This window comes from Embleya sp. NPDC005971 (assembly GCF_040629175.1).
GTDB lineage: Bacteria > Actinomycetota > Actinomycetes > Streptomycetales > Streptomycetaceae > Embleya.
In genome coordinates this window covers 71,675-98,077 of record NZ_JBEXUX010000039.1, presented here as the reverse complement: position 1 = coordinate 98,077, position 26,403 = coordinate 71,675, and the positions used below count along the sequence as shown (strand labels likewise).

The following is a 26,403-nucleotide window of genomic DNA, read 5'->3' as shown; positions in this document are numbered from 1 at the left end:
GTGGTCCGCATCGAATTCATCGATGCGGACCACACCCCGCCCTTTCCTCGCGCGCCGCACCGGAATCACAATTCCGGAAAACACCACCGCACCGCGCCGGGGTGAAACGCCCTTTATCGGGCAGGGATGCAGGAAGCCGGGGCAGCCGTGAAATCCGCAGGGAATCATCTGCACCTCCACACGGCCGCCCCGGCGCCCCGGCCGGACTTCCGCGCGCAGCCCGCCGCCTCGCAACAGCCGCCCGAGCGGGCACGGCCATCGGACTTTCCGAACAGGACGGGCGTGCGGTGTGATTCGACTTCCGGCCTCGGATAACATCGCTGTCCGAGGCCGGAAACGACTCCGGGCGATCATCGTTTCGGTCCCGAAGGGAACTCCGATGCCCACCTCGCGTCACGAGGACCTGCGCGCGGCGATCACGTGCGCCCGCGACGCGTTGGCCGCGCATCCCGACGCCGCGACGTCCCCGGCCCTGGCCGCCCTGATCTCGGCCGCCGAACCCTTCGCCAACTTCTCCCCCGCGGTGCCGCCCCCGGCCAAACGCTCGTAATCGCGACGATCGAGCCCGGCGGCGGCGGACGGTGCGGCGGTCCCACAAGGGCTTCTACGGGATCTGCGGCGGCTGAACGGACTGTTCGTGCCGGAAGACGTCGTGCGGGTCCCAACACTGCTTCACCTGCTGGAGTCGCCGGTATCCGTCCTTGTAGTAGAGCTGGTGCCAGGGCTCGCCCGACGTGTTGAAGTCCGGGTCCGAGATGTCGACGTCCGGGTAGTTGATGTAGCAGCCGTCCGTGTTCGCCGTCAGGGTCGCGGGCAGCGCCGGGTCGGGTACCACCGGCACTCCCCCGGTGTCCCGGTAGACCGCCTGATAGAAGTCCCGGATCCAGCGCAGATGCGGCCCGGCGATCTCCGGATCCAACTCCGCGTCCTGGTAGTCGAATACGCCATCCTTGTTGGCATCGGTGCCCCAGGTCCAATACACCTGGTACTGGAGCTTGAGGATCGAGGAGCGTTGTGGCACCGCCGTCGCCGCAGCGGCCACGTCGTTGATCGCCCCGCCGTAGGAGTCGACCTGCACCAGGGCGTCGGGGTTGTCGTAGTCGGGGTCCGTGAGGTGGAACAGGATCGCGTCGATCTGATCCTCGGTGAACCCCCTCGTCATGTACGCCGACTTGTACTTGCCGCAACGATTGGGGCCGGAGTCGTTCAGGCTCTGGGTGGCGGTCAGCCAGGGAAGCCGCGTCGGGATGAACAGGGCGCTCTGGGCCGGGTGTTCGCCGATCTGGAGGTCGAGTGGGGTTTCCTCCACAAGGTAGCCGTCGGGTGTCTCGAACCCCTCGGTGATCCAGTCCAGGAACGCCTGGAGCCGCTCCGCGGAGTCGTCCCGCGTGCCGTCGAGCTGAATCGTCAAACCGACCTTGCCGCTGCTCATGTGCGTGAGCTTCAGCAGCGTGAACATGTCGCGGTAGGTGTATTCACCGAAGGAATCCGGAAGTCTGCCGGCGGCCTCGTACTCGAAGAACTGCCCGTAACGCCGGACCAGCGACTTGAAGAGTTCGGGGTGCTCGACGAGGTCCGACCACTTCCACGCGAGGGACCGCAGCAGCACACGCGCGGGTGGTTGCGGCAGGCCGCGGAACCAATACCTGGTGATCACCCCGAAGTTGCCCCCGCCGCCACCGGTGTGCGCCCACCACAGGTCGCGCAGCGCCTCGTCCGGCGAATCCTTGCGCGCCACCGTCTTCTCGGGTGTCCTGCCGTCCGCGACGGTGACCACCTCCACCGCGTACAGATAGTCCACCGTCAGGCCGAACATCCGGGAGAGCAGCCCGTATCCGCCGCCGGACACGTGGCCACCGAGGCCGACCGAATAGCAGGAGCCCCCGGGCAGCGCCAGCCCCGTCGCCCGGTAGAGCTGGGTGGTGCTGTGCCAGTTCGTTGCCCCCGCCTCGATGCAGTAGGCGTCCTCGTCGGGGTCGAAATAGACGCGGTTCATTTGGCCGACGTCGATGATGACGCCGACGTCCGGGGAGGAGACGAAGTTTTCGTAGCAGTGACCACCGGAACGCACGGTGATCCGGCCGGGCGCACCGGGCGGATCGGCGAGGTACCCGGTGAGCGCCGCCACCACGTCGTCCGCCGTCGTGGCCACCACCACGTAGTCCGGACTGGCGATCCAGCGCTGGTTGAACCCGCGGCGCAGCGCGTCGTACCGCGGGTCGCCGGAACCCACCTCGATGTCGTGTGTCGACATGACAAACCCCCAAAGCTCACCCGTCTGGCAACCGCTCAGTCGAAGTTACGACGAATCCACGTCGGGCTACTCCGCCGTTCGGGTGAGCATGGTGCCGTGCACGTGCGGCCGTGCCGATGCGACGAGTTCGGTCGACGGCGTCGCACCGGCTCGGGATCTCACCGGAGCGTCACCGCGGTCGTCAGGTAGCCCTCACCCGATCCCGGTGGTCGCGTCCACGAGGCGGTGGTGAGGGTGTGCAGGCGTCCGCGGGTGAGGGCGAAGCGCGGCAGTGCGACGCCGAACTCGGCGGTGACCGCCGCGAGTGCTCGACGGTGACCCGACGCTGAGAAGAGTTCGCCGGCGCGGGGCGGGAACAGCCGGTCCGGATCCAGCGCCGGCGGTATGTCGCCGCTGCGTCGTACGGTCGCGCCCTGGACCGTGAACGCATGGCACTCGGCTCCGCCCTCGGCGACCGACAGGTGGAACAGCCCTCCCGGCGAGCCCGGGCGGTCGGGAGCACACCACACCACGACGGCCCGGCCCGCCTGCGAGGCGGCACCGACCGGGCTGACGAATCGACCCTCGTGGAACGGCTGGGGTCGGGCGTCGAACGCGAAGGCCCAGTCGGGTCCGGCTCGCCCGATCGCGACCGGGGCCTTGTCGTCGTACGAGGACGAAGTACCGGTCCACGCCGCCCGTTCCGCCTCCCATCGGGTCCTCGGCGAACCCGACGTCGTCCACGAACCATCGGGCCCCCTCGGTGCCACCGAGTAAGGACACGAAGCCCCCGCGTTCCGCTGGCCGTCGGTGACCGCGAGGAACTCCCGGTACGACGGCGGCATTCGCATCCCCAGCCGCTCCTCCATGGCCTGGATCCGCGCCGGTGACGCGGGTTCGAACCCGAGTCGACGCGTGCGACGCGCCGCTTCCTCACCCGCGCCGAGAACGTCCTCCGGACGGCAGGTGTCCGCCCACTCCTCGCTCCAACGCTCCAGAAAACAACGCCAGTCGAACGCGGTATCGGTCATGACGCCATCCTCACGGCCGGCACCGACACGAACCCGGACCCGAACGCGCGTCCGCCGCCTGCGCCGGGAGACCCGGGGTGCGCAGACGGCGGATGGTTCGCGGGGTGGACGCGGGTGGCTACCGGGTCACCATCGTGAACACCGGGTAGACCTTCGGCTGCACGTCCGCAAGGCCGAGGCCGCGCAGGATCGGGATGATGATCTCGCCGAACCGCTCGAAGGCTTCCTCGGATTCCCACACGTCGGCGACGAACCAGCCCTCGGGCGTGGCGGCGGCGGTGTGCGAGAGCAGCCCCGGCACCGGCCAGTCGGAGGGGGATTTCACGGCACCGCGACCGCCGGTCACCTGGTCTGCGCTCGACTCGTACATGGCCTGGGTCATGCCGGGCATTTCGAGAATCACGAGGATCGCCATATCGGCCTCCGATGCGGGGTGGTTTGCCGTGTCGGCTCAGTCGACCAGTGCCGTCACCCCTCGCGCACGCCGGACTACGCCGAATGGACCGCGCCGAGTATCGGCCGGTGCCGGGCGGTCGGCGGTCCGGCGGGGCGTCCGACGCGCGCCCTCATCGATCCGTCGGCGACTCGCCGGACGCCGACGGGCCGCTCGCGTGCTCCAGGAAGCGCAGCAGTTCCACCGGGAAGGGCAGCACGACCGTCGAGTTCTTCTCGGCCGCGACCTCGACGATGGTCTGCAACAGCCGCAGTTGCAGCGCCGCGGGGCTGCGCGCCATCACATCCGCCGCGGAGGCGAGCTTGCGCGACGCCTGGAACTCGCCGTCGGCGGTGATGATCCGCGATCGCCGTTCGCGCTCGGCCTCGGCCTGCCTGGACATCGACCGTTTCATCGACTCCGGCAGCGCCACGTCCTTGATCTCCACTCGGTCGATCTCCACGCCCCAGCCCACCGCGGGCGAGTCGATCATCAGCGCCAGGCCCTGGTTGAGCGCCTCCCGGTTCGACAGCAGGTCGTCCAGGTCGCTCTTGCCGATGATCGACCGCAACGACGTCTGGGCGACCTGGGACACCGCGAACTCGTAGTCCTGCACCTCGATCGTCGCCTTGACCGGGTCGTTCACCCGGAAATACACGACGGCGTCGACGCGGACGGTGACGTTGTCCCGGGTGATGCCGTCCTGGGCGGGGACCGGCATCGTCACGATCTGCGTGTTGACCTTGCGCAGGCGGTCCACGATCGGCACGATCCGGGTCAGACCGGCCTCTCGGATCGGTTCCTGCACCCGGCCCAGGCGGAACACCACACCGCGCTCGTACTGACGGACCACCCGCAGTCCGACCCCGGCGAGCAGTGCGACCACGGCGGCGACGCCGCCGACGACGAGCAGAACGACGAGCAGCAGGGTCATGACCCACTCCGGTGCCGAGTGACTGCCCCGAGCAGGTGGGCGTCCCCGAGCGCCCCCACATTGCAACTGTAGCTCCGACCGGCCTCGATCGAGGGCGGTCGGAGCCGGTCGGGAGCCGGGACGGCACGGGGCACGAACAGCAGCCGCCTGCTCGCGTCTCAGCCGCCGACCCGCGGCGCGGGCGAGGCCGCCGGTGCGCACAGCAGGCCCACTGCGGCCTGCCGCAGATCCGCGGTCAACTCGTCGAACGGCAACGGGAGTTCGCTTGCCTCGTCGAGTCGCCCCTCCACGTCGGCGAGGGTGGCGGTGATCAACAGTTGCATCAGGCGCAGCCGTCCGGCCCGGGTGCCGGCGGGCAGCGCCGGCTCGCCGGCCGCGAGGGCGGCGTCGATGCGCGCGGTGACCTCGCGGATGCCGCCGACGACGTCCTCGCCCAGCGGCGGGGAGAACGGTGCGCCTTCGAGGGTGTAGCGGTGCACGAAGCGCGCGTAGTGGCCGGCGCGGTCGCCGTCGCGCATGGCCTCGGCCAGGGGGCGCAGATAGGCGTCCACCAGTGCGCCGAGGTCGCCGACGCCCTCGGCGTCCAGGGTCGCGAGCAGCTCCAGGCGGCGTGCGTTGAGCGGCGCCAGGCGGTCCTCGTACAGGGCTCTGACCAGCACGTCGCGGGTGCCGAAGTGGTACTGCACGGCCGAGTTGTTGCGCTGGCCGGCCGCGGCGCCGATCTCGCGGAGCGACACCTGTGCGGTGTCGCGCTCGGCGAACAGGCGTTCGGCCGCGTCCAGGATGCGCGCTCGGGTTCGGGTCTTGACATCCATGCGAGCAGTGTAAGACATTCCATCTCACTCGATTAAGTCACGTTGTCTCAATTCTCGTGAGGTCCGCCGTGTTCGACATCCGTCCGCTCACCCCCACCATCGGCGCCGAGGTCCTCGACCTCGACCTGAACCGGGACGACCTCGACGCGTCGGTGTTCGCCGCGCTCACCGACGCGTTGCACGAACGCCAGGTGCTCTTCTTCCGCGACCAGCGCATCACCGCGCAGCGCCAGCGCGAGGTGGCGGCCCGCTTCGGGACGTTGCAACACTTCCCGTTCGGCGAGCCCGCCGCTCCCGACCTGCCGGAGGTGATGGTGCTGGCCACCGGCGGAGACGGGCCCAAGGTCTCCAACGCGGACATCTGGCACAGCGACGCGACCTTCATGGCCCGTCCGCCGCTGGGCACGATGTTGCGCGCGGTGTCCCTGCCGGCCCTGGGGGGCGACACCGTGTGGGCCGACATGGAAAGCGCGTACAGCGGCCTGTCCGCACCCGTCCGCGCGCTGCTCGACGGGCTCACCGCGGAGCACGACTTCGCCAAGTCGCGATCGCACCGCGGCGGCGACCGCGCGGCGCTGCCGCCGGTGGTGCACCCGGTCGTGCGCACCCACCCGGTCACCGGTCGGCGCTGCCTCTACGTCAACCGGATCTTCACCACCCGCATCGTCGAGCTCGACGAACGGGAGAACGAGCTGTTGCTGCCGTTCCTGTTCGACCGGACCGCCCGCCCGGAATTCCAGGTGCGGCTGACCTGGCGCCCCGGGGACATCGCCCTGTGGGACAACCGCAGCACCCAGCACTACGCCGCCTACGACTATCAGGGCCCACGCGTCATGCACCGCATCGTCATCGAGGGCGACGAACCACGCTGATATCGGGAAGGACGACCGGTCGGCCCGCCCCGTCGACACCGTGCGCGGTCGGCGGGGCGGGTCACCGCGGGGCGCCGCCCCGGTCAGGCTCGGCCGACGGCCATGTCCATCAGGCGGGACAGCACCGCGTCGCCGGACGCGGCGACGCCGTCGTGTTCCCACTCGTTGGTGACCCAGGTCCGGACCGCGCCGACTTCGCGGGCGGTTCGCAGGGACAGGGGCGCGTCGACGTACATGTCGTCGTGGTAGACGGCCGCGGTCACCGGGACCCGGTTCGCGGCCAACCGCTCCCGGTCGTACAGCCGAGGCCAGTCGGTGCGCTCGGCGAGGATGCGGGCCGCGTCGGCGAACGGCCGCAGTCCGGCGATCTCCTCGAACATCCAGGGGTGCATCGTCTCGCCGGTGAGCAGCAGCGGATCCGCGTCCTCGGCGAACTCGGGGAGGGTGGCCATGACGCGTTCGGCGGCCCAGTCGGTGGCGCCCTCGCCCTGGGCGTAGATGGATTCGTGCAGGACCGCGAACAGCGGATTGTCCACGAAGCCGGTCAGGTTCATCACCTGGGCCAGGAAGGTGGGCGACAACTCGCCGGACCGCGCGTCGAGCGCCTCGTCGAGCAGCCAGTGCACCCTCTCGAAGCCGTCCCCCATGCCGAACACCAGACCGAGCGTGCGCAATCGACGCACCGTCAGCAGGTCCCCGTCGGGCAGCCGCACCCCGCCGCCGGCGACCGTGTCGGCGATCCGGCGCAGCCGGGCGACGTCGTCCGGATAACGATCTCGGTATTCGGCGTTCTTGTCCCGGATCCGCGGGTAGGTCCGCGCGTACACCTCGTCCGCGTCGGTGGACAGGCCGGGCAGGCCGCCGGTGATGTAGCACCGCCGCAACCCCTGCGGGGCCCGGGACAGATAGCTGAGCGTGATGAAGCCGCCGTAGCTCTGGCCGAGCGTCTCCCACGGCTCGTCGCCGCACAGGTTCCGCCGGATCGCCTCGGCGTCCGCGACGATCGCGTCGGCCCGGAAGTGCGCCAGGTGGTCCGCCAGTTCCTCGGCCGACCCGAATCGTTCGGCGGCGCGGGTGGTCATCGGCGTGCTGCGCCCGGTGCCCCGCTGGTCCAGCAGCAGCACCCGGTGGGTCTTGGTCGCGTGCCGCAGCCAGCCGGGCGTACTCCCGGTCGGCCGTGGGGACTTGCTCCCCGGACCGCCCTGGAGGTAGAGCAGCCAGGGCAACCGCTCGTGGGCCCGGGCCGGGTCGGCGACCTCCCGGGCGAAGACGTCGATGCGCGGGCCGCCCGGGTCGTGGTGGTCCAGGGGGAGGTCGAAGACGTGGTCGACGACCGCGTATCGGTAGCTCATGAAGGGCCTTCCTGGGATCGCCGGTGCTGTCGGCGAAGCGGGTCGGTGCGGAATCGGGGCATGCCGAGGGGCCGCGTCGTCCGGGCTCGGCGGTGGGTCCCCCGTCGTGGGTTCGGGAGTGGAACCGGGGCCGGGAGTGGAACCGGGGCCGGGAGCGGCGCGCGGTGCCGTGCCGTGCGGGCGGGGCCGCCGCCGGGGCCGGGGATCGGTGCGCGTTCCCGGCCGCGGCGACGCGGTCTCACTCCGGCGCGGACTCGCGCGCCGGGTCGCTCTCGCCCGTCGGGTCGGACCACAACGAGCGGATGTGGCCGAGGTGTTCGTCCATCGCCCGACGCACCCCCGCCCCGTCGCCGGCGAGCAACAGGTCGAGGATCTCCTCGTGTTCGCGCGCCGAGGCCACCAACGCACCGCGTTCGGCGAGTCGGGTGAGTCCGTACAGCCGCGAGCGCTTGCGCAGGTCGCCGACCACCTCGACCAGGCGCTGGTTGCCGCCCAGTTCGAGGAGTCCGAGGTGGAACTGCCGGTCGGACTCCAGGTAGCCGATCAGGTCGCGCCGTTCGGCGGCGGCCACGATCGCCGCGGCCACCGGGCGCAGCGCCTGGAGCGCGGCGGGGTCGGCGGTCTCGGCCAGGCGCACGATGACGGGGATCTCGATCATCGATCGAATCTCGGTGTATTCGTCGAGGTCCCGGGCGGACAGCGCGGTCACCCGGAAGCCCTTGTTGCGAACAACCTCGACCAGCCCTTCCTTGACCAGATCCAGCATTGCCTCGCGTACGGGGGTGGCCGAAACGCGGAACTGGGCGGCCAGGCTGGGCGCGGAGTAGATGACGTCGGGACGCAGTTCGCCGGCGATGAGGGCGGCTCGCAGCGCGTGCGTCACCTGATCGCGCAGACTGCGGCGCTCCTGCACGAACGGCAGGTCCAGCGGCCGCTCCGACAGGTTCGTCGCGGCGGCGGTCTCGCCGGTCCGACCGGTCGGCACTTCGGCGTGCGCTCTCATCGGGTGCATCCTCCCTCGGGGCCGGCATGACCTCGAATAGCCATACAATGTGCAATGTTACAGTCTATCGGTCACCGCGCCCCATCCCTCCCGTCGTTTCCGACTCTCCGGTGCCTCGGTGCCTCGGTGCCTCGGTGCCTCGGTGCCTCGGTGCCTCGGTGCCTCGGTGCCTCGACGATCTCACGCGCCGCCGGTCGGATTCGCCGGCAACAGGCTCACCGTGCACGTGGCGGTGTAGAAGTCCGCCGCGGCGCGGCCCTGTTCGCGCGGCCCGTGACTGGATGCCTTGGTACCGCCGAAGGGCAGGTGGAAGTCGACGCCGGTGGTGGGCGCGTTGACCTTCACCAGGCCGGTGTCGATCCGGTCCACGACCGCGAGCGCGGCGTCCAGGTCGCGGGTGTGCACCGAGGTCACCAGGCCGTGCGGGACATCGCGGGCCAGCGCGATGGCGTGCGTCAGGTCGTCCGCGCGTTGCAGCACCGCGACGGGCCCGAACACCTCCTCGCGCAGGGTGGCGTGCCCGGCCGGCACCTGTTCCAGGATGGTCGGCGTGGCGTACCACCCCGCGCCGTCGTACGCCCCGCCCGTGGTCAGCACCCGGCCGCCGGCCGCCGTCGCGGAGTCGAGCGCGGCCCGCACCCGGGCCCGGGCCGCCTCGCCGACCACCGGCCCGCACACGGTCGCGGGATCGGCCGGGTCGCCCACCGGCATCGCCCGGGCGGCGGCGTCCAGCGCCTCGCGCAGCGGGTCGGCGTCGCCCACCACGACGATCCGCCGCGTCGCGGTGCACTTCTGACCGGCATAGCCGAACGCGGCGCCGATCAACTGGGCCGCGGTGGCGCGCACGTCGGCGTCCGGCAGGACCAACGCGGCGTTGCAGCCGCCCATCTCGGCCTGGACCGGGATGCCCCGAGCGGTGCCGGCGCGGACCACGTCCAGGCCCACCGCGGTGGAGCCGGTGAACGAGACCACGTCGCTCGCCTCGACCACGGCCACGCCGGTGGCGGCCTCTCCCGGCAGCACGGTGAACAGGTCGACGGGCAGGACCGCGTCGAGGAGTTCGGCCAGCCGCTGCGCGCAGCCGAGCGCCTGCGGCGCGGGCTTGAGCAGGACCGCGTTGCCCGTGGCCAACGCGGGCGCGGCCTTCCACAGCGGAATGGCCAGCGGGAAGTTCCACGGGGTGATCAGCCCGGCCACGCCGTGCGGACGACGGCGGGTCAGCAGCAGGCCGGGGCCCGCGGCGGGCTCGTGCACCGAGCCGATCGGGTCGTACACCTGCTGCGCGTTGTAGCGCAGGATGGCGACCGCGCGGGCGACCTCGCCGCGTGCCTCGGTGATCGGTTTCCCGACCTCGCGCACGATCAGGTCGACGAAGGTGCCGGCGTCGGCGGCGAGCCGGTCGGCCGCGGCGCCGAGCGCGGCGCAGCGGGCCGAGGCCCCGGCCGCCACCCACTCCCGCTGGGCGGTGCGGGCCCGTTCGGCGGCGCGGTGCACGTCGGCGGGCGACACCGCCGGGGCCTCGGCGACGAGTTCGGCGGGGGCGGCGGGGTTGTGGCTGCGCACCAGGGGTGCGGTGGACGTGGTGGTCACGAAAGCAAGCCCTTCGGGAGGGAACACGGGTGGGGCGTATGCACGTCGGCGGCGCGTCGGGCCGCCGGTCGGGTCCCGGTCAGCTCAGCCCGGCCGCCACGGCGCGTTCGGTCGCCAGCCGGATGCTCTGCTGCATCTCGGCGTTCAGCGGCCGGCGCGGCGGTCGGCAGGGGCCGCCGGACTTGCCGACCACGTCCATCGACAGCTTGATCGCCTGGACGAACTCGCTGCGGGTGTCCCAGCGCAGCAGCGGCTGCAGGATGTCGTACAGCTCCCGCGCCCGGGTCAGGTCGCCGGCGACGGCGGTGCGGTAGAGCTCGACGCAGGCGTTCGGCAGGACGTTGAGGAAGCCGCCGATCCAGCCCTTGGCGCCGGCCACGGCCAGCTCCAGGAGCACATCGTCGGCGCCGGCCAACAGGTCGAGTTCGGGGGCGAGTTCGGCGATCCGATAGGCGCGTCGGGTGTCGCCGCTGAACTCCTTGACGCCGACGACGAGGCCGTCCGCGTGCAGCTTGGCCAGCAGTTCGGGGGTCAGGTCCACCCGGGTGTCGAACGGGTTGTTGTAGGCGACGATCGGCAGGCCGACCGAGGCCACGTCCGCGTAGTGCGCGTGCACCTCGGCGTCGTCGGCGCGGTAGCCGTTCGGCGGCAGCAACATGACCGCCCCGGCGCCGGCCTCGGCGGCCTGCTCGGTCCACCGGCGGGCCTCGGCCGAGCCGTAGGCGGCGACACCGGGCATCACCCGGTCGCCGCCCACCGCCTCGACCGCGACGCGGACCACGCGGGCCCGTTCCTCGGCGGTCAGGACCTGGTATTCGCCCAGGGAGCCGTTGGGCACCACGCCGTCGCAGCCGGCCTCGACGAGACCGCGCACATGCTCGGCGAAGCCGTCGTAGTCGATGCTCAGGTCCGCGTGCAGCGGCAGCGGGGTGGCGACCATCAGGCCGCGCCAGGGACGAGCGGTGCGGTCGGTGGCGATGGCTTCGGACATGGGGGCTCCTTGGATTTCGGCGTCGCCGTCGAGGGCGCACCGGCTGGGATCAGTACAATGTCACATTGCTCCTGCGTTGCGCCAGACCCGCAGCGAATCACCGTAGACGGTGGACCCGGAAGCAAAACCGCAGGTGAACGGTAAAGGAATTGCAAATACAATGTCGCACCTTAAATGTGACACCGCTCAAAGCTTGAACATTGACCCGCAGGTGGGCAGAGTTCCCCACCATTACCCACCCCGCCGCCTCCCGAGAGGCCCGCCGTCATGACCACGCTCGCGCCCCCCACGGATCCGCCGGTGGCCGCGGATCCACCCGCCGCCGACACCGCCCCCATGGGGCTGCGCCCCTCGCAACTCGCCTGGCGTCGCTTCCGCCGCGACCGCACCGGGATCGTCGCCGCGTGCGTCGTCGCCGTGTTCGTCGTCGCGGGCCTGGGCGCACCGCTGTTCGCCAAGTGGTACGGGCACGACCCCTACACCACATACGGCCAGAACCGACCCGGACTGCTCAACGAGTTCGGCTTTCCCGTCGCGCCCAACGGCGGCATGTCCGGCGAGTTCTGGCTCGGCCTCGAACCCGGCCTCGGCCGGGACGTGCTGACCCAACTGCTCTACGGCATCCGCACTTCGCTGCTCATCTCGCTGGCCGTGGTCGCCATCGTCACCGTGCTCGGCGTGCTGGTCGGGGTGACCGCCGGCTACCTCGGCGGCAGCGCCGACTACATCGTGGGCCGATTCATCGATGTGATGCTCAGCTTCCCCTCGACGCTCTTCTTCATCGCCTTCACCCCGGTGGTGACCTCGCTGCTGACCAACCCGGGCGAGCAGATGTCCCCGCTGTTGCGCGGGGCGGTCATCGTCGCGGTGCTCTCCGCGTTCGGCTGGGCCTCGGTGGCCCGCCTGTTGCGCGGGCAGGTGCTCTCGCTGCGCAGCCGCGAATACGTCGAGGCGGCCCGCGTGATCGGCGCCTCGCCGGGCCGGGTGGTGCTGCGCGAACTGCTGCCCAACCTGGTCACCCCGATCCTGGTCAGCGCCTCGATGGCGGTACCGACCTACGTGACCACCGAGGCGGCCCTGTCCTACCTGGGCGTGGGCATGGTCGAGCCCACCCCCGACTGGGGGCGGATGTTGCTCAAGGGCGCCGAGGTCTACCGGACCGACATCACCTACATGTTCGTCCCCGGCCTCTCGATGCTCGTCTTCGTGGTCGCCTTCAACCTCTTCGGCGACTCGGTCCGCGACGCGCTCGACCCCAAGAGCGACCGCTGAGCCGCCACGCCCCTCGCCACACCGCACTCGCACGGCAACCCTCGGAAGGAACCATGAACGCTCGCCGCAGATGCACCCGCCCCACCCGAGTCGCGCTGGCCGCGCTCGCCCTCACCCTCGGCGCGACCGCCTGTTCCGGCGGTGGCGGCGGCTCCGCCGACAAGGGGCCCACCAAGGGCGCCCCCAAGGCCCAGGTCCGCGCCGTGCAGATCGGCGCCGCCGCCGAGTCGAAGGGTCCGGCCAAGGAACTGCCCGGGGCCAAGCCCGGTGGCACCGCCACCGTCCTGGAGCGCGCCGACTTCAACCACCTGGACCCGGCGCGCGTCTACGTCTCGCACGAGCAGACGGCCGAGCTGCTGATCTCCCGCCAGCTCACCACGTACAAGCAGGAGGGCGACCAGACCACCCTGGTCGGCGACCTGGCCACCGACACCGGGACCAGCCCCGACGGCGGCAAGACCTGGACCTTCACCCTCAAGGAGGGGCTCAAGTACGAGGACGGGTCGCCGATCACCGCGCAGGACGTCAAGTACGGCGTCGAACGCTCGTTCGCCAAGGAGATCACCGGCGGCCCGACCTGGATCCAGGAGTGGCTGGTCGGCAACACCGACTTCCGGTCGGTGTACGACGGCCCCTACGGCGGCCGTGAACTGGACGCGATCAAGACCCCCGACGCGCGCACCATCACCTTCGTACTGCCCGCGCCGCGCGGCGACTTCCCGTTCGCGGTGGCGATGCACACCAGCAGCCCGGTGCCCCGCGCCAAGGACACCAAACTGGAGTTCGACAAGCACCCGTTCTCCAGCGGTCCGTACAAGATCTCCGCCCGCGAGATCGACAAGTCCATGACGATGGTCCGCAACGAGCACTGGGACCCGAACACCGACGCGGTCCGGCACGCCTACCCCGACCAGTGGAAGTTCGAGTTCGGCGCGTCCAACCAGCAGATCAACGAGCGGCTGATCGCGGCCAACGGCGGTGACCGCACGGCGATGACCTTCCGCGTCGCGGTCGGCCGCGAGGTCGCCCAACAGGTGCTCACCACCCCGGACCTGAAGGCCCGCACCGCGGACGCGGCCACCCCGTACACCGAGTACTTCGAGATCAACAACCGGCGCCAGACCAACCCGAAGATACGTCAGGCGCTGATCGCGGCGTTCCCCAAGGAGCAGGTGCGACAGATCCTGGGCGGCCCGGCGTACGGCGAGTTCGCCACCACGCTGATGGGCCCGACGGTGCTCGGCTTCGAGCCGTTCGACCTGGCCGGCGTGCCGAACACCGGTGACGTGAACAAGGCCAAGCAGTTGCTCGCCGAGTCCGGCACACCCAACCCCACCATCACCTACGCCTACAGCCAGACCCCGCTGTGGGAGCAGGTCTCGGTGACCATCGTGCAGGCCCTCCAGCAGGCCGGCTTCAAGGTGGTCCCGCAGCCGATCAACGACAAGAGCTACTACACCGAGATCGGCCGCGTGGACAACAAGTACGACCTGTACTGGTCCGGTTGGGGCGCCGACTGGCCGAGCGCCGCGACCGTGCTGCCGGCCAAGTTCGACGGCCGCAAGATCATCGACGACGGCACCGTCTACAGCCTCTACAACAACCCGGCGATGAGCACCGAGATGGACCGCATCACCGCGATGTCGGACGTCGTCGCCGCCGGCAGGGAGTGGTCCGCGCTGGAGAAGAAGATCATGGCCGACGCCCCGGTGGTGCCGTTCGTCTACCGGCGCCAACTGACCCTGTACGGCCCCGGTCTGGGCGGCGTCCGGGTCGGCTTCATCGGCTCGACCTATCCGATCGACGTCTGGGTCAAGTAGCCCCGGGCGGGGCGGCCCCGGCTACGGCCGCCGGCGCGGGCGGGAAGGTCTCCCCTTCCCGCCCGCGGCGCCCGCTCGTGCCGAGCCGCCCGCCACCCCCCGGTCCGACCTCCAGTGAGGGCCCCATGTTCCGATTCCTGGTGCAGCGACTGCTCGGCGCGGCGCTGATCCTGTTCGTCGTCTTCACCGTCACCTTCTTCCTGTTCTTCGCGATGCCGGACGATCCGGCCCGCCTGTCCTGCGGCAAGACCTGCACGCCCGAGACGCTCGCCCTGATCCGACACGATCTGGGGCTGAACGAATCGGTGCCGATGCAGTACTGGCACTACCTCGTCGGCGTCTTCGCCGGCCGCGACTTCGGCGCGTCGCATTGTTCCGCGCCGTGCCTGGGCTATTCGTTCGTCAACCACGAGCCGGTCCTGGACACCCTGCTCGACCGTTTCCCCGCCACCCTGTCGCTGGCCCTGGGCGCCTCGGTGATCTTCCTCGGCGTCGGCATCCTGATCGGCATGCTCGCGGCGCTGCGGCGCGGTACCTGGCTGGACAAGTCCACCATGGCGTTCTCGCTGATCGGCGCCTCGGTGACGATCCAGTTCCTCGGCGTGATCGCCCGCTACGTCCTGGTCGACGAACTGCGGTGGTTGCCCAAACCCGAGTACCTCCCGTTCACCGGTGATCCCGGCGGATGGATGGGCGGGTTGTTGTTGCCGTGGTTGACGCTGGCCTGTGTCCAGGCCGCGGTGTACGCGCGCCTGACCCGGGCGTCGATGATCGACGCGCTCGGCGAGGACCACATCCGCACCGTGCGCGCCAAGGGATTGACGTCCCGTCAGGTCTACCTCCGACACGCGTGGCGCGGCGCGATCACCCCGGTGGTGACCGTCTACGGCATCGAACTGGGCGTGCTGCTCGGCGGCGCGGTGGTCACCGAGACCACCTTCAACATCCCCGGCATCGGCAAACTCGCGGTCAACGCGGTCGCCAACTCCGACCTGCCGATGATCACCGGCGTGGTGCTGATCGCGGCCACCGCGATGGTGCTCGCCAACGTCGCGGTGGACGCCGTGTACGCCGTCATCGACCCCCGGGTGCGTGTGTGATGACCCCTCCCCTGCTCGCGGTCCGCGACCTGCGGGTCCGCTTCGCCACCGAGGGCGGCGTGGTCAAGGCCGTCGACGGCGTCTCCTTCGACGTCGAACGCGGTCGTACGCTCGGCATCGTCGGCGAGTCCGGTTCCGGCAAGAGCGTCACCAACCTCACCCTGCTCGGTCTGCACAATCCCGCCCGCACCACCATCGAGGGCAGCGCGATCCTGGACGGCACGGAGCTGGTCGGCGCCCCCGAACGCACCCTGCGGGACCTGCGCGGGCAGCGGGTGTCGATGGTGTTCCAGGACCCGCTGACCGCCCTGTCGCCCTACTTCACCATCGGCGCGCAGATCGTCGAGACCTACCGCCGGCACACCGGCGTCGGCCGGCGCGAGGCCAAGGCACGCGCCATCGAGATGTTGGACCGGGTCGGCATCCCGCAACCCGCGCGCCGGGCCGACGAGTATCCGCACCAGTTCTCCGGCGGCATGCGCCAGCGGGCGATGATCGCGATGGCCCTGGTGTGCGATCCCGACCTGCTGATCGCCGACGAGCCCACCACCGCGCTGGACGTCACCGTGCAGGCCCAGATCCTGGACCTGCTCGCGGAGTTGCAGGAGCAGTTGGGCACCGCGATCATCCTGGTCACCCACGACCTCGGGGTGGTCGCGGACGTCGCCGACGACGTGCTCGTGATGTACGCGGGCCGCGCGGTCGAGTTCGGCTCGGTCACCGAGGTCCTGGACGCCCCCCGGCACCCGTACACCCGGGGCCTGCTCGCCTCGGTCCCGCGCCTGTCCGATGCCCTGGACCGGCCGCTGCGACCGGTGCCCGGCAGCCCGCCCAGCCTGGTCGCCCCGCCGCCCGGCTGCGCCTTCCACCCGCGCTGCGCGGAACTGATCGAAGGCCCCGAAGCGCCGTGCCGCACGGTGCTCCCGCTGTTGACACGAGCACAGGCGGACTCGGCCGGCAGCGCGCACGCCGCCGCCTGCCACCTGGAGGCGGCGCCGGACACCGCGGCGTCGACGGATCTGCAAGGAGCCACCCCGTGAACGCCAAGTCGCCGGACGCGTCCGAGCCGCCGCTGCTTCGGGTGAGCGGACTGACCAAACACTTCCCCACCGGCCGAAGCCTGCTGCGCCGCCGGGCCGGGGCGGTGCGCGCGGTCGACGGGATCGACCTCACCGTCGGGGCCGGACAGAGCATCGGCCTGGTCGGCGAGTCCGGCTGCGGCAAGTCGACGACCGGGCGGCTGATCACCCGACTGCTCGAACCCAGCGCGGGCACCATCGAGTATCGCGGACGCGACATCACGCACGCCTCGCGTCGCGAACTGGCGCCGATCCGCGCCCAGATCCAGATGATCTTCCAGGATCCGTACTCGTCGCTGAACCCGCGGCAGACCATCGGCACCATCCTGCGGGCCCCGCTGGACGTCAACAACATCGACCCGCCCGGCGGACGCGACCGCCGGATCGGCGAACTGCTGGAGACCGTCGGCCTCAACCCCGAGCACCGCAACCGTTTCCCGCACGAGTTCTCCGGCGGGCAGCGGCAGCGCGTCGGCATCGCCCGGGCGCTCGCCGCCGGTCCCGACCTGATCGTCGCCGACGAGCCGGTGTCCGCGCTGGATGTGTCCATCCAGGCCCAGGTGATCAACCTGCTGGAGGAACTGCGTCGCGACCTGGGCATCGCCTTCGTGTTCATCGCGCACGACCTGGCCGTGGTCCGGCACTTCTGCGACCGGGTGGTGGTGATGTACCTCGGGCGCGTGGTGGAGAGCGCGGATCGCCGGTCGTTGTACGAACGGGCCCATCACCCGTACACGCAGGCGCTGTTGTCCGCCGTGCCCGGCGCGACCGGCCCGGACGGCACCCGGCTGGAGCGCATCCGACTCGGCGGGGACGTACCCAGTCCGATCGATCCGCCCTCGGGCTGCCGCTTCCGCACCCGCTGCCACAAGGCACAGGACGTGTGCGCGGTGGCCGAACCCCCGCTCACCGCGCTCGACGGCCGGCCCGGCCACGAAGTGGCCTGCCACTTCCCCGAGCCGCTCGGGACCCGGCCCGCCGAGCACCCGGCGGCGTCCGCGCAGCCGAGCCGGACGGCCTGAGACCCGGTCCGGCACACCCCCGAACCCAACGAAGGAGAGGGCACCCATGACCCGCCAAGACCCCACCGCGGCACCGCACACCGGCACCCACGACCTGCCGGTGTCCCCCGCGCTCGACGCCTTCATGGCCACCGCCTGGGCGCCCGCACCGCTGCCCGACCTCGGCGCCGAGCCGGTCGCCCCCTGGGCGGCGAAGCGCCGCGAGCGACTGTCCGCGCGCTACCCCGGCGAGCGGCTGGTCGTCCCCGCCGGCACCCTCAAGGTGCGCAGCAACAGCGTCGACTACCGGTTCCGGCCGCACACCGCGTACGCCTACCTGACCGGCGACCACACGCCCGACGGCGTCCTGGTGCTGGAGCCGGTCGGCGACGAGCACGAGGCCGTGCTCTACCTGCGCCCGCGGTCGCCGCGCGACACCGGCGAGTTCTACCGCGACCGGCGCCACGGCGAGTTCTGGACCGGGCGGCGGCCGACTCTGGACGAGTCCAGGACCCTGCTCGGCGTCGAATGCGCGCACCTGGACACCCTGCCCGCCCGGCTCACCGGCCCCGTCGTGCCCACCCGCCTGCTCGCCGGCGTCGACCCGGAGGTGGACCGACTGGCCGCCCCCGCCGACCCCGGCCGAGGCGCCGAACTCGCCGCGTATCTCTCCGAGATGCGGTTGGTCAAGGACCCGTGGGAGGTCGAGCAGTTGCAACTGGCCGTCGACCACACCACCACCGGCTTCGCCGACGTGGTCCATGCCCTGCCGCGGGCGCTGCGGCACCCGCGCGGCGAGCGCTGGATCGAGGGCGTGTTCGACATGCGGGCCCGGATCGAGGGCAACGGCACCGGCTACGACACGATCGCCGCGGCCGGCGCGCACGCCTGCGTGCTGCACTGGACCCGCAACGACGGTGCGCTGGACCCGAGGCAACTGCTGTTGCTGGACGCCGGTGTCGAAATGGACAGCCTGTACACCGCCGACATCACCCGCACCCTGCCGCTGTCCGGCCGATTCACCCCCGCCCAGCGCGAGGCGTACGAACTCGTGCTGGCCGCGCAGCAGGCCGGCATCGACGCGCTGCGCCCCGGCGCGCGCTTTCGCGACTTCCACAACGCGGCGGTGCGGGTGATCGCCGAGGGCCTGCACGAGTGGGGGGTGCTGCGGATCACCCCCGAGGAGGCACTGCGCCCGGACAGCGGTTTGTACCGGCGCTACACGCTGTGCAGCAGCGGCCACATGCTCGGCATGGACCTGCACGACTGCGCGAAGGCGCGGGCGGAGACCTACCTGGACGGTGTCCTGGAGGCCGGCCACGTGCTCACCGTCGAGCCGGGGCTCTACCTCCAGCCCGACGACGAGACGTTGCCGGTGGAACTGCGCGGCATCGGCATCCGGGTCGAGGACGACCTGGTGATCACCGAGGACGGCGCCCGCCTCATGTCGTCGGCGCTGCCGCGCGGCGCGGACGCCATCGAGGAGTGGATGGCCACGCTGACCGACTGAGGCCCGCGCCGTTGCCGAGGCGGCGCACGACGCACGCCCTGCGGATCCCGGTTCGGGGCGGGACCCGCAGGGCGCCGCGTCGGCCGCCCGGCTACTCGGTCGTGTCACGGACCGGGTCGAGCAGGGTCCAGCGGTGTTCGCGCCTGGGGTGCAGGTAGGCGTAGTAGTAGAGATAGCCCGCCGCGACCATCGCCACCGCGATGCCGACCGGCCGCCGGTCGGCGTCGATCGACTCGTACAGGACGTACGCCATCACGCCGATCACGCCCAGCGGGACCCGCGGCCAGGCGGGCATCCGGTAGGTCGCGTGCGCGGTGGCCCCGGAGATGCGGCCGTACAGCGCGGAGACCGCGACGAAGATGTACAGCACCACCAGGTTCGCTCCGGTGGCCAGGATCAGTGTGTCCAGCGGGACGAGCCAGGCGACCACGATCGAGGCCGCGCCCATGATCGGGGTGGCCTGGACCGGGGTGCGCAGGCGCGGGTGCACGGCGGCCGGCGGCCGGCCGATCACGTCGGGCCAGGCCCGGTCCCGGGCGGAGGAGTACAGCAGTCGGCCGATCTGCAGCATGATCGCGATCACCGCGTTGACGATGGCGATCGTGATGCCGAGGCTGACGACGGTGTTCACCGTGTCGCCGCCGCGTTCGAGCAGGAAGTAGTTCATCGGGGACGGTGCGGCCATCAGTGCGCTCATGCTCGGCGTGCCCAGGAGCACGGCCACCAGCGGGAGGCATTCCGCGACCACGGTGATGCCGAGCGACCACATCACCACCTTGCCGATCGAGGAGACCTGCCGGGTCTCCCCGGCGAAGTACACGGTGGTGCCGTAGCCGTTGTAGGCGAACAGCGCGGTGGCGGCGAACGACGCGACGAGTCCGGCCGAGGCGCCGACCAGCACGTCGCCCTGGCCGAGTTCGTGCGGCGTCCACAACGTGGATATCGGTTGCTCGACGTGGACCGGGCCGAGCCAGGCCAGGACGGCGATCGCCGCGAGTTCGACCGCGAGGAAGATCCCGGTGACCCAGGCGTTGGTGCGAATCCCCGACACCGAGACGAGCGAGGCCGGCGCGATGACGGCCAAGCCGACCTCCTTGCCGCCCAGCGAACCCCACACCACGCCCAGGTGGTCGCCGGTGCCCAGGGCGATCACCGCCACGGTCAGGACCCCGGCGAGCAGACCGAGCGCGAACAGCGCGAAGCCGGTGGATCGGCCCAGGGTGCGCGGCGAAGGCGTACTCGCCGCCGGTGATCGGGAACGCGCTGGAACTCGGCGTAGCAGAAGGCCATCAGCATGCCCGCGACGGCCGCGAGGGCGAAGGCCAGGGCCGCGGCGCCGACGCCGAGTCCGCTGATCACCGACGGCAGGATGATGAAGACACGCGATGCGGGTGTGACCGAGGACAGCGTGATGAACATGTTCTCGCGCAGGCCCAGCGAGCGGGACAGGTCCTGGGCATAGGCCGTCGGCTGCGGCGGCGGGGTGCCGGCGGGCGTCTGACTGCCATGGGTATCGGCCATGAGGCTCCCTTGTCAGTTCTTTGACGCCGGAGTCAGCGATATGGAAGACTCCCACGTCAAAAGCCTTTGATAATTTGGCACCTGGGACAGGAAACGAGGCATGGCGCGACCGAGGAATCAGACGGCGAGACGTGAGCAACTGGTCCACGCGGCCACCGCCGCGGTCGGCCGGCACGGTCTGGCCCAGTTGCGGGTGGCCGACATCGCCGAGGCGGCGGGCGTCGCCCGGGGGTCGGTCAGCTATTACTTCAGCGATCTGGGCGACCTGTTGCGGCAGGTCTACCGGCAGGCGGCGGACCGCTTCTACACGTCCCGCACCGACACCGCCTCCGGGCTGCCCGACGCCCGGGACAAGCTGGTGGCCTGCGCGCGGCGCGGTCTGCCCACCGGGCCGCAGGACGAACTCGCGGTGGTGCTCTACGAGTTCAGCGCGGCTGCCCGGAACGAGAGCGAATACGCCACGCTGGCGCAGAGTTTGTACGACCGACAGGTGGCGATGTACGGCTCGATCCTGGAAATCGGGCAGGCCCAGGGCCACTTCCGGTTCACCGAGCCGATCCGGGACGTGGCCGCGAACCTGGTCACCCTGGAGGACGGCTACGGCCTGCACATCGTGAGCCGCAACTCCTCGCTGCCGCCGGAGCGGGCCCTGGCGCTGATCCTGGCGCACGCCCGACAGGCCACCGGCTGCCCGGAGTTGCGCCCGGACCGGGTGATCCCGGACCCGGACGCGCCCGCCCAGGGCAACGCCGGCCCCGGCACGACCGGCGACGACGTCGCCACACCCGTCAACCCCCGGAAGGGCATCGCGTGAACACACCCACCGCTTCCCCGCTCGCCGTCACGCCGTCGGGTCGGCCCCGCGCTCGGGCCCTGGGCATCCGCCTCGACGGCACGCCCGGGCCCGCCAACGCGCTCACCGACGTCCCCGGGGTGCAGATCGGCTACACCACCCTGGTCGAGGGGTCGTCGGTCCGCACCGGCGTCACCGCCGTGTTGCCGCGCGGTCGGGCCGGGGTGGGCCTGCCGTGCGCCGCGGGTCGCTACTCGCTCAACGGCAACGGCGAGATGACCGGGGGAAGTTGGCTGGACGAGACGGGCAGCCTGGCCGGCCCGGTGATGATCACCAACACGCACGCGGTGGGGCCCGTGCATCGGGGCGTGGTGGACTGGACGGTGGCCAACCGGCCCGAACTGGCGCGGCAGTGGTTGTTGCCGGTGGTGGCCGAGACCTGGGACGGCTACCTCAACGACATCAACGGCCCGCACGTGCGCGCCGAACACGCCGTCGCCGCGATCGACTCGGCCGCTCCGGGCCCGGTCGAGGAGGGTTGCGTGGGCGGCGGGACCGGCATGAACTGCTATGGCTTCAAGGGTGGTTCGGGGACATCCAGCCGGGTCGTCGAATACGGATCGGCCCGCTACACGGTGGGCGCCTTCGTCCAGGCCAACTTCGGCGAACGACGCGAGCTGGTCGTCGCCGGCGTACCCGTCGGGGAGCGGTTGACCCAGGACAACCCGATGGAGGACAGCGATTGGTTCGCCCCCGGCGGGGCCGGCTCGGTCATCGTGCTCGTCGGCACGGACGCCCCGCTGCTGCCCGGCCAGTGCCAGGCACTCGCCCGCCGGGTCCCGATGGGCCTGGCCCGGACCGGCACGACCGGCAGCCACTTCTCCGGCGACATCTTCCTGGCCTTCTCCACCGCCAACGCCGGGGCCCTGACCAGCGTCTTCCCGCAATCACCGGCCACCGACGAGGACTACGACACGCTGCGGCACATCCCGTGGGGCCGGATCGACCCGTTCTACCGGGCCACCGTCCAGGCCGTCGAGGAAGCCGTCCTCAACGCCCTGGTCACCGCCCACGAGACCGGCGGCCGCGACGGCCACCGAACCCCGGCCATCCCCCACGACCGCCTCCGCGCTCTCCTGGCGGGCAAGGCCCTCACCCGCGACGCATGAGGTCGAGGCTCGGGAAGGGCCCGGGGGTCAGGCGGCGTCCGGGTCCGTGCCGCTGAGATCGGGGAAGGAGTGGTGTTCGTGCGTGACGATCCAGCGGCCCGCCTCCTTGCGCAGGCCCAGGGTCAACCGCAGCCGAAGGCCGGGCCGGGCGTCGAGTTCCGCGGGCGTACCGCAGCGCAGGAGGGCGTGGGCGAAGGCGACGTCCGCGCCCGCCGTGACGTCGAGTTCCTCGATCTCGAAGGACGCCCCCTGGGCCTGCCATTGGAAGAACGGCGGCCACACCTCCCGGTAGGCGGCCAGGCCACGCACCCCTTCATCGGGCGGCGGCACGTCGAACATCACGATGTCGTCGGCATGATCGGCCACCACGGCGTCGAGGTCCCCGCGGTGCACCGCCCGCGCCCACCGCTCGACCAGAGCACGAACCTGCTCGGCGTCACCGGACATCGACGAACCCCAACCCTTCCTGCGCACGCTTGCGAACATATCGGCTGGAACGGACGATCCGTCGACGCCGCGCAGGCCGCGCTTTCTCACCGAAAGCCGTGCGGAAACCGGTGCCGGGCGTGGTCGCGGAGCGTGCGCAGCCAGGGCTCGCGGACGGCGGGGAGGCGGGCGAGGGTACCGGAGAAGATCCGCGCATCGGGCCGAAACGGCGCCGCCGGGTGCAGCGGTGGCGGGTCGTCGCGCAGGACGCCGTCGGGGAGCCCGCCGGTCGCGGGAACGGGCAACCGGTCGCGGGGGAACGTCAGATGCAGCCATACCTCGGCCGACAACGGCACGACGGCCGCGGTACCGGAGGGCGGCTGCCACGCCTTGCCCGTCTGCGGGTGGATCGGCACCAGGACGATGTCCGCGGCGGGGCCGGGGTCCGGCAGGCGCGGCCCGGCCAAGGCCGACTTCCTCGCCGGCAGTCCGGCCGTCCCCGGTGTCCCCGACGGGAGCAGCATCTCCCACGTGCGGGCGAACGTGTCCGCGACGAGGCCGTCGGGGAACTCCACGGACCACCCCGCCGAAGCCGGGTGCGCCAACGCGGCCCCACCCACCGCCTCCCGCCGTGGTGCCGCAGGTGTCTCCCGCGCGACGGCGATCGCGCCAGGTGCCCGGAAGGACACGGCGTAGAGCGGGGCGAACACGCCCCGGTGGTCCGCAACGGCCCCGGTGGATCCCGGAGTTCGGGTCCGCCGGGGCCACCGCGTCCCGGGGGTTCAGTCGGTCAGGGGGTGGTGGTCCAGGTCGTAGCCGAAGTAGCGGGGGCCGGTGAGGGTCAGGCCGGCCGGGGTCAGCCAGCGGGGGTCGCAGGGGGCGGCGAGCACGGTGACGCGTAGGCCGTAGCGCAGGGATTCGGTGGTGACCGGCTCGCCGGTCTCGGTGTCCAGGACGCAGATCAGGTCCGGGGTCGTGGCGACCACCCGGCCGTCGCGGCGGGCGAGCAGGTGTTCGTTCTGGAAGTCGAGTTCGAGGATCGCGCCCTCGCCCTCCAGGCGGGCCCGGCCGCGGGCGAAGCCGCCCTCGGTGCGGCGTTCGACGTCGACCACCTTGCCCGCCGAAAGGTGTATGCCGCCCAGCAGTTCGCGGGCAGCCGCGACCGGGTCGCGGTGTTCGGCGCGGGCCGTGCGGACCACGCGGCCCAGGTTCTCGGCCAGGGTCAGGGTGGCCGGGACCAGGCCGTCGCGGAGTTGGTCGCCGCGCAGCACCGTGTCCGCGCACGAGATCTGGCAACCACGCTCGACGCACACCGCGCGGGCGATCCGCTCCGCCTCGACGTTGTCCACCGCCTGGACGACGATCGTATTGCCCTTGTCGTCGGCCAGTGCCATCGGCGAGTTGCGCACCCCGATCAGACCGGGCAGCACCATCTGCGCTTCGGGGAAGGCCCGGCCCATCGCGTCGCCGTCCACGATCGGCAACCCGGTGCACGCCGCCGCGGCCAGCGGGATCATCGAGTTCACGCCGCCGATCTCGATCGGCACCAGGTGGGTGGCCCGGCGGCCGAGCACCGCCTCCAGCGCGCGCAGCGCGTTGATCTCCTCCCGCCCGGAGGGGAGTTTCTCCAGCAACACCGTGGGCGCGCCCATGGAAGAGATCGGTACCACCGTCGCGTCGGCCGGCACCTCGTCGATGTCGACCACGGTGACCGGGCCGTGTCGCCGGATCGCCTCGCGGGCCAGCAGCATGCCGACGTACGGGTCGCCGCCGCCGCCGGTGCCCAGGATGCCCGCGCCGCGCGCGATGTCCGCCAGCTCTTCGATGCCGATCTCACGCATGGGTGGGGATTCCGTTCTTCGCGTCGTACACGGGGGTCGGTGAGCCGAGTCGGTCCAGGTCGAGATCGCCGACGGCCTTGATCCGGATGCGGGTGGCGCCGCCCGGCAGGTAGGCCAGTGGCACCTCCTCGATGTCGACGATGCGGACCGTGCCCACCCGGGCGCCGGCTTCCTCGGCGCGCCGGATCGCCTCGGCACGGGCCGTGTCGAGCACCTGGTCGCGCTTGCCCTCGGGGACCTTGAAGACCCGGTCGACCTCGCCGCCGACCTGCGCGATGGCCGCGCCGACCGCGTTGGCCACGTCGAAGTGGGCCGGCCGACGCACGTCGGGGAAGCCCGGCAGGCCGCCCGGGATCAGCACGCTGCCGCCGCCGACGGCGACCACGGGCAGCGGCGCGGCCGAGGTGCGCATGCGGTCCACCGTCTCGGCCAGTCGTTCGGCGATCCGGGCCAGGGCCCGCTCGGCGAAGGCACGGTCCACGCCGGCCACCGCGCCCGGGTCGCCGATCTCGGCCGCGCCGGCGGCCACGGCCAGGTCGGTGGCGGTCAACGTGTCGCCGCCGAAGACCAGGGCCTGTTCGGTGAGCCGGTAGCCCACGCTGCGCGGCCCGACCTCGCCGTCCGCCGCGACCAGCGAGCCGCCGCCGATGCCGAGGGAGAGCACGTCCGGGATGCGGAAGTTGGTGCGTACGCCGGCCGCCTCCGACTCGCCCGCGGCCTCGCGCGGAAAACCGCCGATCAGGATGCCCACGTCGGCCGTGGTCCCGCCCACGTCCACCACCGCGCAGTCGGTGAGCCCGGACAGGAAGGCCGCGCCGCGCATCGAGTTGGTCGGCCCGGACGCGAACGTGGCGACCGGATAGCGGCGCGCGTGGGCGACGTCCATCAGCGTGCCGTCGTTTTGCGATATGAAGAACGGCGCGCCGATCCCGGCCCCGGCCAGCGCCGCGCCGAACGCGTCCACGATGTGCTCGGCCAGGTCCCGCAGCGACGCGTTGACGATGGTGGCGTTCTCGCGCGCCAACAGGCCGACCCGGCCGATCTCGTGCGAGAGCGACACGTGCACGTCGCCCAGTTCGGCGGTCAGGATCTGCGCCGCGCGCACCTCGTCCTCGGCGGCGGCCGGCGAGAACACCGAGCTGATCGCGATCGAGCGCAGGCCCCGGGCCGAGATGTCGGCCGCGACCCGGCGCAGTTCCGCGGGATCCAGCGGCGAGATCATCCGACCGTCGAACTCGCGCCCGCCGTGACACAGGTAGGTGCCGCCGCCGACCACCGCGCGCAGCCGCTCGGGCCAGTCGACCATCGGCGGCAGCGCCTCGGTCGCGGGCAGGCCCAGGCGCACCGCCGCGACCCGGGCGAGCCGTTCGCCCTCGATCAGCGCGTTCAGGAAGTGGGTGGTGCCGATCATCACCGCGTCCACGGCGGCCGGGTCGGTGGGCCGGCCGTCGGCGCCGGGTGCCGCGAGCAGCGCGGCGACGGCCGCGGCGACTCCCGAGGTGACGTCGGCGGTGGTGGGTGACTTGGTGCCGGCGAGGACACGATTGTCGTCGCCGAGCAGGGCGGCGTCGGTGTTGGTGCCCCCGACGTCGATTCCGATGCGCATGTGGTGGTTCC

At 71.6% G+C, this 26,403-nt stretch carries 26 protein-coding genes; 10 read left to right on the top strand and 16 right to left on the bottom strand.

Annotated features, from left to right (window positions below; all coding sequences use genetic code 11):
* A partial coding sequence (locus ABZ374_RS29845; protein WP_360316680.1) for a hypothetical protein occupies positions 1–180 on the bottom strand: 180 nt, incomplete at its 3' end.
* Between the two features lie 199 nt (positions 181–379).
* Between ABZ374_RS29845 and ABZ374_RS29840 the strand changes: the two genes are divergently transcribed.
* A complete protein-coding gene (locus tag ABZ374_RS29840; protein ID WP_360316677.1) occupies positions 380–550 on the top strand; it encodes a hypothetical protein in 171 nt (56 codons plus the stop codon).
* 54 nt (positions 551–604) lie between these two features.
* Here the strand turns inward: ABZ374_RS29840 and ABZ374_RS29835 are convergent, their stop codons facing one another.
* The 5 genes from ABZ374_RS29835 to ABZ374_RS29815 form a co-directional block, all read right to left on the bottom strand.
* Positions 605–2,254, bottom strand: coding sequence for an FAD-binding protein (locus ABZ374_RS29835; protein WP_360316675.1), 1,650 nt, complete (start codon positions 2,252–2,254; stop codon positions 605–607).
* 158 nt (positions 2,255–2,412) lie between these two features.
* Positions 2,413–3,264, bottom strand: coding sequence for an SMI1/KNR4 family protein (locus ABZ374_RS29830; protein WP_360316673.1), 852 nt, complete (start codon positions 3,262–3,264; stop codon positions 2,413–2,415).
* A 118-nt stretch (positions 3,265–3,382) separates the two neighbouring features.
* Positions 3,383–3,679, bottom strand: coding sequence for a hypothetical protein (locus tag ABZ374_RS29825; RefSeq protein ID WP_360316670.1), 297 nt, complete (start codon positions 3,677–3,679; stop codon positions 3,383–3,385).
* 151 nt (positions 3,680–3,830) lie between these two features.
* Complete coding sequence (locus ABZ374_RS29820) at positions 3,831–4,631, bottom strand: slipin family protein (RefSeq protein WP_360316668.1); 801 nt, start codon at positions 4,629–4,631, stop codon at positions 3,831–3,833.
* Positions 4,632–4,789: 158 nt separating this feature from the next.
* Positions 4,790–5,446 carry a helix-turn-helix domain-containing protein gene (locus ABZ374_RS29815; RefSeq protein WP_360316666.1) on the bottom strand — a complete coding sequence of 219 codons (657 nt, stop codon included), beginning with the start codon at positions 5,444–5,446 and terminating at the stop codon, positions 4,790–4,792.
* Between the two features lie 68 nt (positions 5,447–5,514).
* On the opposite strand from ABZ374_RS29815, the gene ABZ374_RS29810 reads away from it, so the two are divergent.
* The gene (locus ABZ374_RS29810; protein ID WP_360316664.1) at positions 5,515–6,318 is read left to right on the top strand and encodes a TauD/TfdA family dioxygenase; all 804 of its coding nucleotides are present in this window, start codon (positions 5,515–5,517) and stop codon (positions 6,316–6,318) included.
* Between the two features lie 83 nt (positions 6,319–6,401).
* Here ABZ374_RS29810 and ABZ374_RS29805 read toward each other — a convergent pair whose 3' ends face one another.
* The 4 genes from ABZ374_RS29805 to ABZ374_RS29790 form a co-directional block, all read right to left on the bottom strand.
* A complete protein-coding gene (locus ABZ374_RS29805) occupies positions 6,402–7,670 on the bottom strand; it encodes an alpha/beta fold hydrolase (protein WP_360316662.1) in 1,269 nt (422 codons plus the stop codon).
* 238 nt (positions 7,671–7,908) lie between these two features.
* Entirely contained in the window at positions 7,909–8,682 is a 774-nt protein-coding gene (locus tag ABZ374_RS29800; RefSeq protein ID WP_360316660.1) for a GntR family transcriptional regulator, read from the bottom strand.
* Positions 8,683–8,853: 171 nt separating this feature from the next.
* Entirely contained in the window at positions 8,854–10,263 is a 1,410-nt protein-coding gene (locus tag ABZ374_RS29795) for an aldehyde dehydrogenase family protein (RefSeq protein WP_360316657.1), read from the bottom strand.
* A gap of 79 nt (positions 10,264–10,342) precedes the next feature.
* Complete coding sequence (locus ABZ374_RS29790; protein WP_360316655.1) at positions 10,343–11,254, bottom strand: dihydrodipicolinate synthase family protein; 912 nt, start codon at positions 11,252–11,254, stop codon at positions 10,343–10,345.
* Between the two features lie 267 nt (positions 11,255–11,521).
* Here ABZ374_RS29790 and ABZ374_RS29785 point away from each other — a divergent pair, with 267 nt between their 5' ends.
* From ABZ374_RS29785 to ABZ374_RS29760, 6 genes are all read left to right on the top strand, one after another.
* On the top strand, positions 11,522–12,526 hold the full coding sequence (locus tag ABZ374_RS29785; RefSeq protein WP_360316653.1) for an ABC transporter permease: 1,005 nt from the start codon (positions 11,522–11,524) through the stop codon (positions 12,524–12,526).
* A 53-nt stretch (positions 12,527–12,579) separates the two neighbouring features.
* A complete protein-coding gene (locus tag ABZ374_RS29780; protein WP_360316651.1) occupies positions 12,580–14,346 on the top strand; it encodes an ABC transporter substrate-binding protein in 1,767 nt (588 codons plus the stop codon).
* Between the two features lie 125 nt (positions 14,347–14,471).
* Positions 14,472–15,446: an ABC transporter permease gene (locus tag ABZ374_RS29775; RefSeq protein ID WP_360316648.1), complete on the top strand. Its 975-nt coding sequence runs from the start codon at positions 14,472–14,474 to the stop codon at positions 15,444–15,446.
* A complete protein-coding gene (locus ABZ374_RS29770) occupies positions 15,446–16,486 on the top strand; it encodes an ABC transporter ATP-binding protein (RefSeq protein WP_360316645.1) in 1,041 nt (346 codons plus the stop codon). Before ABZ374_RS29775 ends, ABZ374_RS29770 begins: the two co-directional genes overlap by 1 nt.
* Positions 16,483–17,547, top strand: coding sequence for an oligopeptide/dipeptide ABC transporter ATP-binding protein (locus ABZ374_RS29765; protein ID WP_360316643.1), 1,065 nt, complete (start codon positions 16,483–16,485; stop codon positions 17,545–17,547). Before ABZ374_RS29770 ends, ABZ374_RS29765 begins: the two co-directional genes overlap by 4 nt.
* Before the next feature lie 46 nt (positions 17,548–17,593).
* The gene (locus ABZ374_RS29760; protein ID WP_360316640.1) at positions 17,594–19,036 is read left to right on the top strand and encodes an aminopeptidase P family protein; all 1,443 of its coding nucleotides are present in this window, start codon (positions 17,594–17,596) and stop codon (positions 19,034–19,036) included.
* Between the two features lie 91 nt (positions 19,037–19,127).
* Here the strand turns inward: ABZ374_RS29760 and ABZ374_RS29755 are convergent, their stop codons facing one another.
* Together ABZ374_RS29755 and ABZ374_RS29750 are read right to left on the bottom strand one after the other, a co-directional pair.
* Positions 19,128–20,195 (bottom strand): APC family permease, encoded by a 1,068-nt coding sequence (locus ABZ374_RS29755; RefSeq protein ID WP_360316637.1) that lies wholly within the window; start codon positions 20,193–20,195, stop codon positions 19,128–19,130.
* A gap of 2 nt (positions 20,196–20,197) precedes the next feature.
* A complete protein-coding gene (locus ABZ374_RS29750; RefSeq protein WP_360316635.1) occupies positions 20,198–20,557 on the bottom strand; it encodes a hypothetical protein in 360 nt (119 codons plus the stop codon).
* A 100-nt stretch (positions 20,558–20,657) separates the two neighbouring features.
* Between ABZ374_RS29750 and ABZ374_RS29745 the strand changes: the two genes are divergently transcribed.
* Both ABZ374_RS29745 and ABZ374_RS29740 read left to right on the top strand, forming a co-directional pair.
* The gene (locus ABZ374_RS29745; protein ID WP_360316632.1) at positions 20,658–21,371 is read left to right on the top strand and encodes a TetR family transcriptional regulator C-terminal domain-containing protein; all 714 of its coding nucleotides are present in this window, start codon (positions 20,658–20,660) and stop codon (positions 21,369–21,371) included.
* Positions 21,368–22,519, top strand: coding sequence for a P1 family peptidase (locus ABZ374_RS29740; RefSeq protein WP_360316629.1), 1,152 nt, complete (start codon positions 21,368–21,370; stop codon positions 22,517–22,519). Before ABZ374_RS29745 ends, ABZ374_RS29740 begins: the two co-directional genes overlap by 4 nt.
* Positions 22,520–22,546: 27 nt before the next feature.
* On the opposite strand, the gene ABZ374_RS29735 is transcribed toward ABZ374_RS29740, so the two are convergent.
* The 4 genes from ABZ374_RS29735 to ABZ374_RS29720 all read right to left on the bottom strand — a co-directional run bounded on the left by ABZ374_RS29735 (position 22,547) and on the right by ABZ374_RS29720 (position 26,392).
* Positions 22,547–22,966, bottom strand: a complete 420-nt coding sequence (locus ABZ374_RS29735) for an SgcJ/EcaC family oxidoreductase (protein ID WP_360316687.1) — start codon at positions 22,964–22,966, stop codon at positions 22,547–22,549.
* An 86-nt stretch (positions 22,967–23,052) separates the two neighbouring features.
* Positions 23,053–23,520: a hypothetical protein gene (locus tag ABZ374_RS29730; RefSeq protein WP_360316626.1), complete on the bottom strand. Its 468-nt coding sequence runs from the start codon at positions 23,518–23,520 to the stop codon at positions 23,053–23,055.
* A gap of 207 nt (positions 23,521–23,727) precedes the next feature.
* Positions 23,728–24,786: a DUF917 domain-containing protein gene (locus tag ABZ374_RS29725; RefSeq protein WP_360316623.1), complete on the bottom strand. Its 1,059-nt coding sequence runs from the start codon at positions 24,784–24,786 to the stop codon at positions 23,728–23,730.
* The gene (locus ABZ374_RS29720; protein WP_360316620.1) at positions 24,779–26,392 is read right to left on the bottom strand and encodes a hydantoinase/oxoprolinase family protein; all 1,614 of its coding nucleotides are present in this window, start codon (positions 26,390–26,392) and stop codon (positions 24,779–24,781) included. The genes ABZ374_RS29725 and ABZ374_RS29720 overlap by 8 nt, the downstream gene beginning before the upstream one ends.
* Positions 26,393–26,403: the final 11 nt, after the last annotated feature.

Coding starts and splice junctions, on each gene's coding strand:
- ABZ374_RS29840 (WP_360316677.1), top strand. CDS start 380: ATGCCCACCTCGCGTCACGAGGACCTGCGCGCGGCGATCACGTGCGCC.
- ABZ374_RS29835 (WP_360316675.1), bottom strand. CDS start 2,254: ATGTCGACACACGACATCGAGGTGGGTTCCGGCGACCCGCGGTACGAC.
- ABZ374_RS29830 (WP_360316673.1), bottom strand. CDS start 3,264: ATGACCGATACCGCGTTCGACTGGCGTTGTTTTCTGGAGCGTTGGAGC.
- ABZ374_RS29825 (WP_360316670.1), bottom strand. CDS start 3,679: ATGGCGATCCTCGTGATTCTCGAAATGCCCGGCATGACCCAGGCCATG.
- ABZ374_RS29820 (WP_360316668.1), bottom strand. CDS start 4,631: ATGACCCTGCTGCTCGTCGTTCTGCTCGTCGTCGGCGGCGTCGCCGCC.
- ABZ374_RS29815 (WP_360316666.1), bottom strand. CDS start 5,446: ATGGATGTCAAGACCCGAACCCGAGCGCGCATCCTGGACGCGGCCGAA.
- ABZ374_RS29805 (WP_360316662.1), bottom strand. CDS start 7,670: ATGAGCTACCGATACGCGGTCGTCGACCACGTCTTCGACCTCCCCCTG.
- ABZ374_RS29800 (WP_360316660.1), bottom strand. CDS start 8,682: ATGCACCCGATGAGAGCGCACGCCGAAGTGCCGACCGGTCGGACCGGC.
- ABZ374_RS29790 (WP_360316655.1), bottom strand. CDS start 11,254: ATGTCCGAAGCCATCGCCACCGACCGCACCGCTCGTCCCTGGCGCGGC.
- ABZ374_RS29785 (WP_360316653.1), top strand. CDS start 11,522: ATGACCACGCTCGCGCCCCCCACGGATCCGCCGGTGGCCGCGGATCCA.
- ABZ374_RS29780 (WP_360316651.1), top strand. CDS start 12,580: ATGAACGCTCGCCGCAGATGCACCCGCCCCACCCGAGTCGCGCTGGCC.
- ABZ374_RS29775 (WP_360316648.1), top strand. CDS start 14,472: ATGTTCCGATTCCTGGTGCAGCGACTGCTCGGCGCGGCGCTGATCCTG.
- ABZ374_RS29770 (WP_360316645.1), top strand. CDS start 15,446: ATGACCCCTCCCCTGCTCGCGGTCCGCGACCTGCGGGTCCGCTTCGCC.
- ABZ374_RS29760 (WP_360316640.1), top strand. CDS start 17,594: ATGACCCGCCAAGACCCCACCGCGGCACCGCACACCGGCACCCACGAC.
- ABZ374_RS29750 (WP_360316635.1), bottom strand. CDS start 20,557: ATGGCCGATACCCATGGCAGTCAGACGCCCGCCGGCACCCCGCCGCCG.
- ABZ374_RS29745 (WP_360316632.1), top strand. CDS start 20,658: ATGGCGCGACCGAGGAATCAGACGGCGAGACGTGAGCAACTGGTCCAC.
- ABZ374_RS29735 (WP_360316687.1), bottom strand. CDS start 22,966: ATGTCCGGTGACGCCGAGCAGGTTCGTGCTCTGGTCGAGCGGTGGGCG.
- ABZ374_RS29725 (WP_360316623.1), bottom strand. CDS start 24,786: ATGCGTGAGATCGGCATCGAAGAGCTGGCGGACATCGCGCGCGGCGCG.
- ABZ374_RS29720 (WP_360316620.1), bottom strand. CDS start 26,392: ATGCGCATCGGAATCGACGTCGGGGGCACCAACACCGACGCCGCCCTG.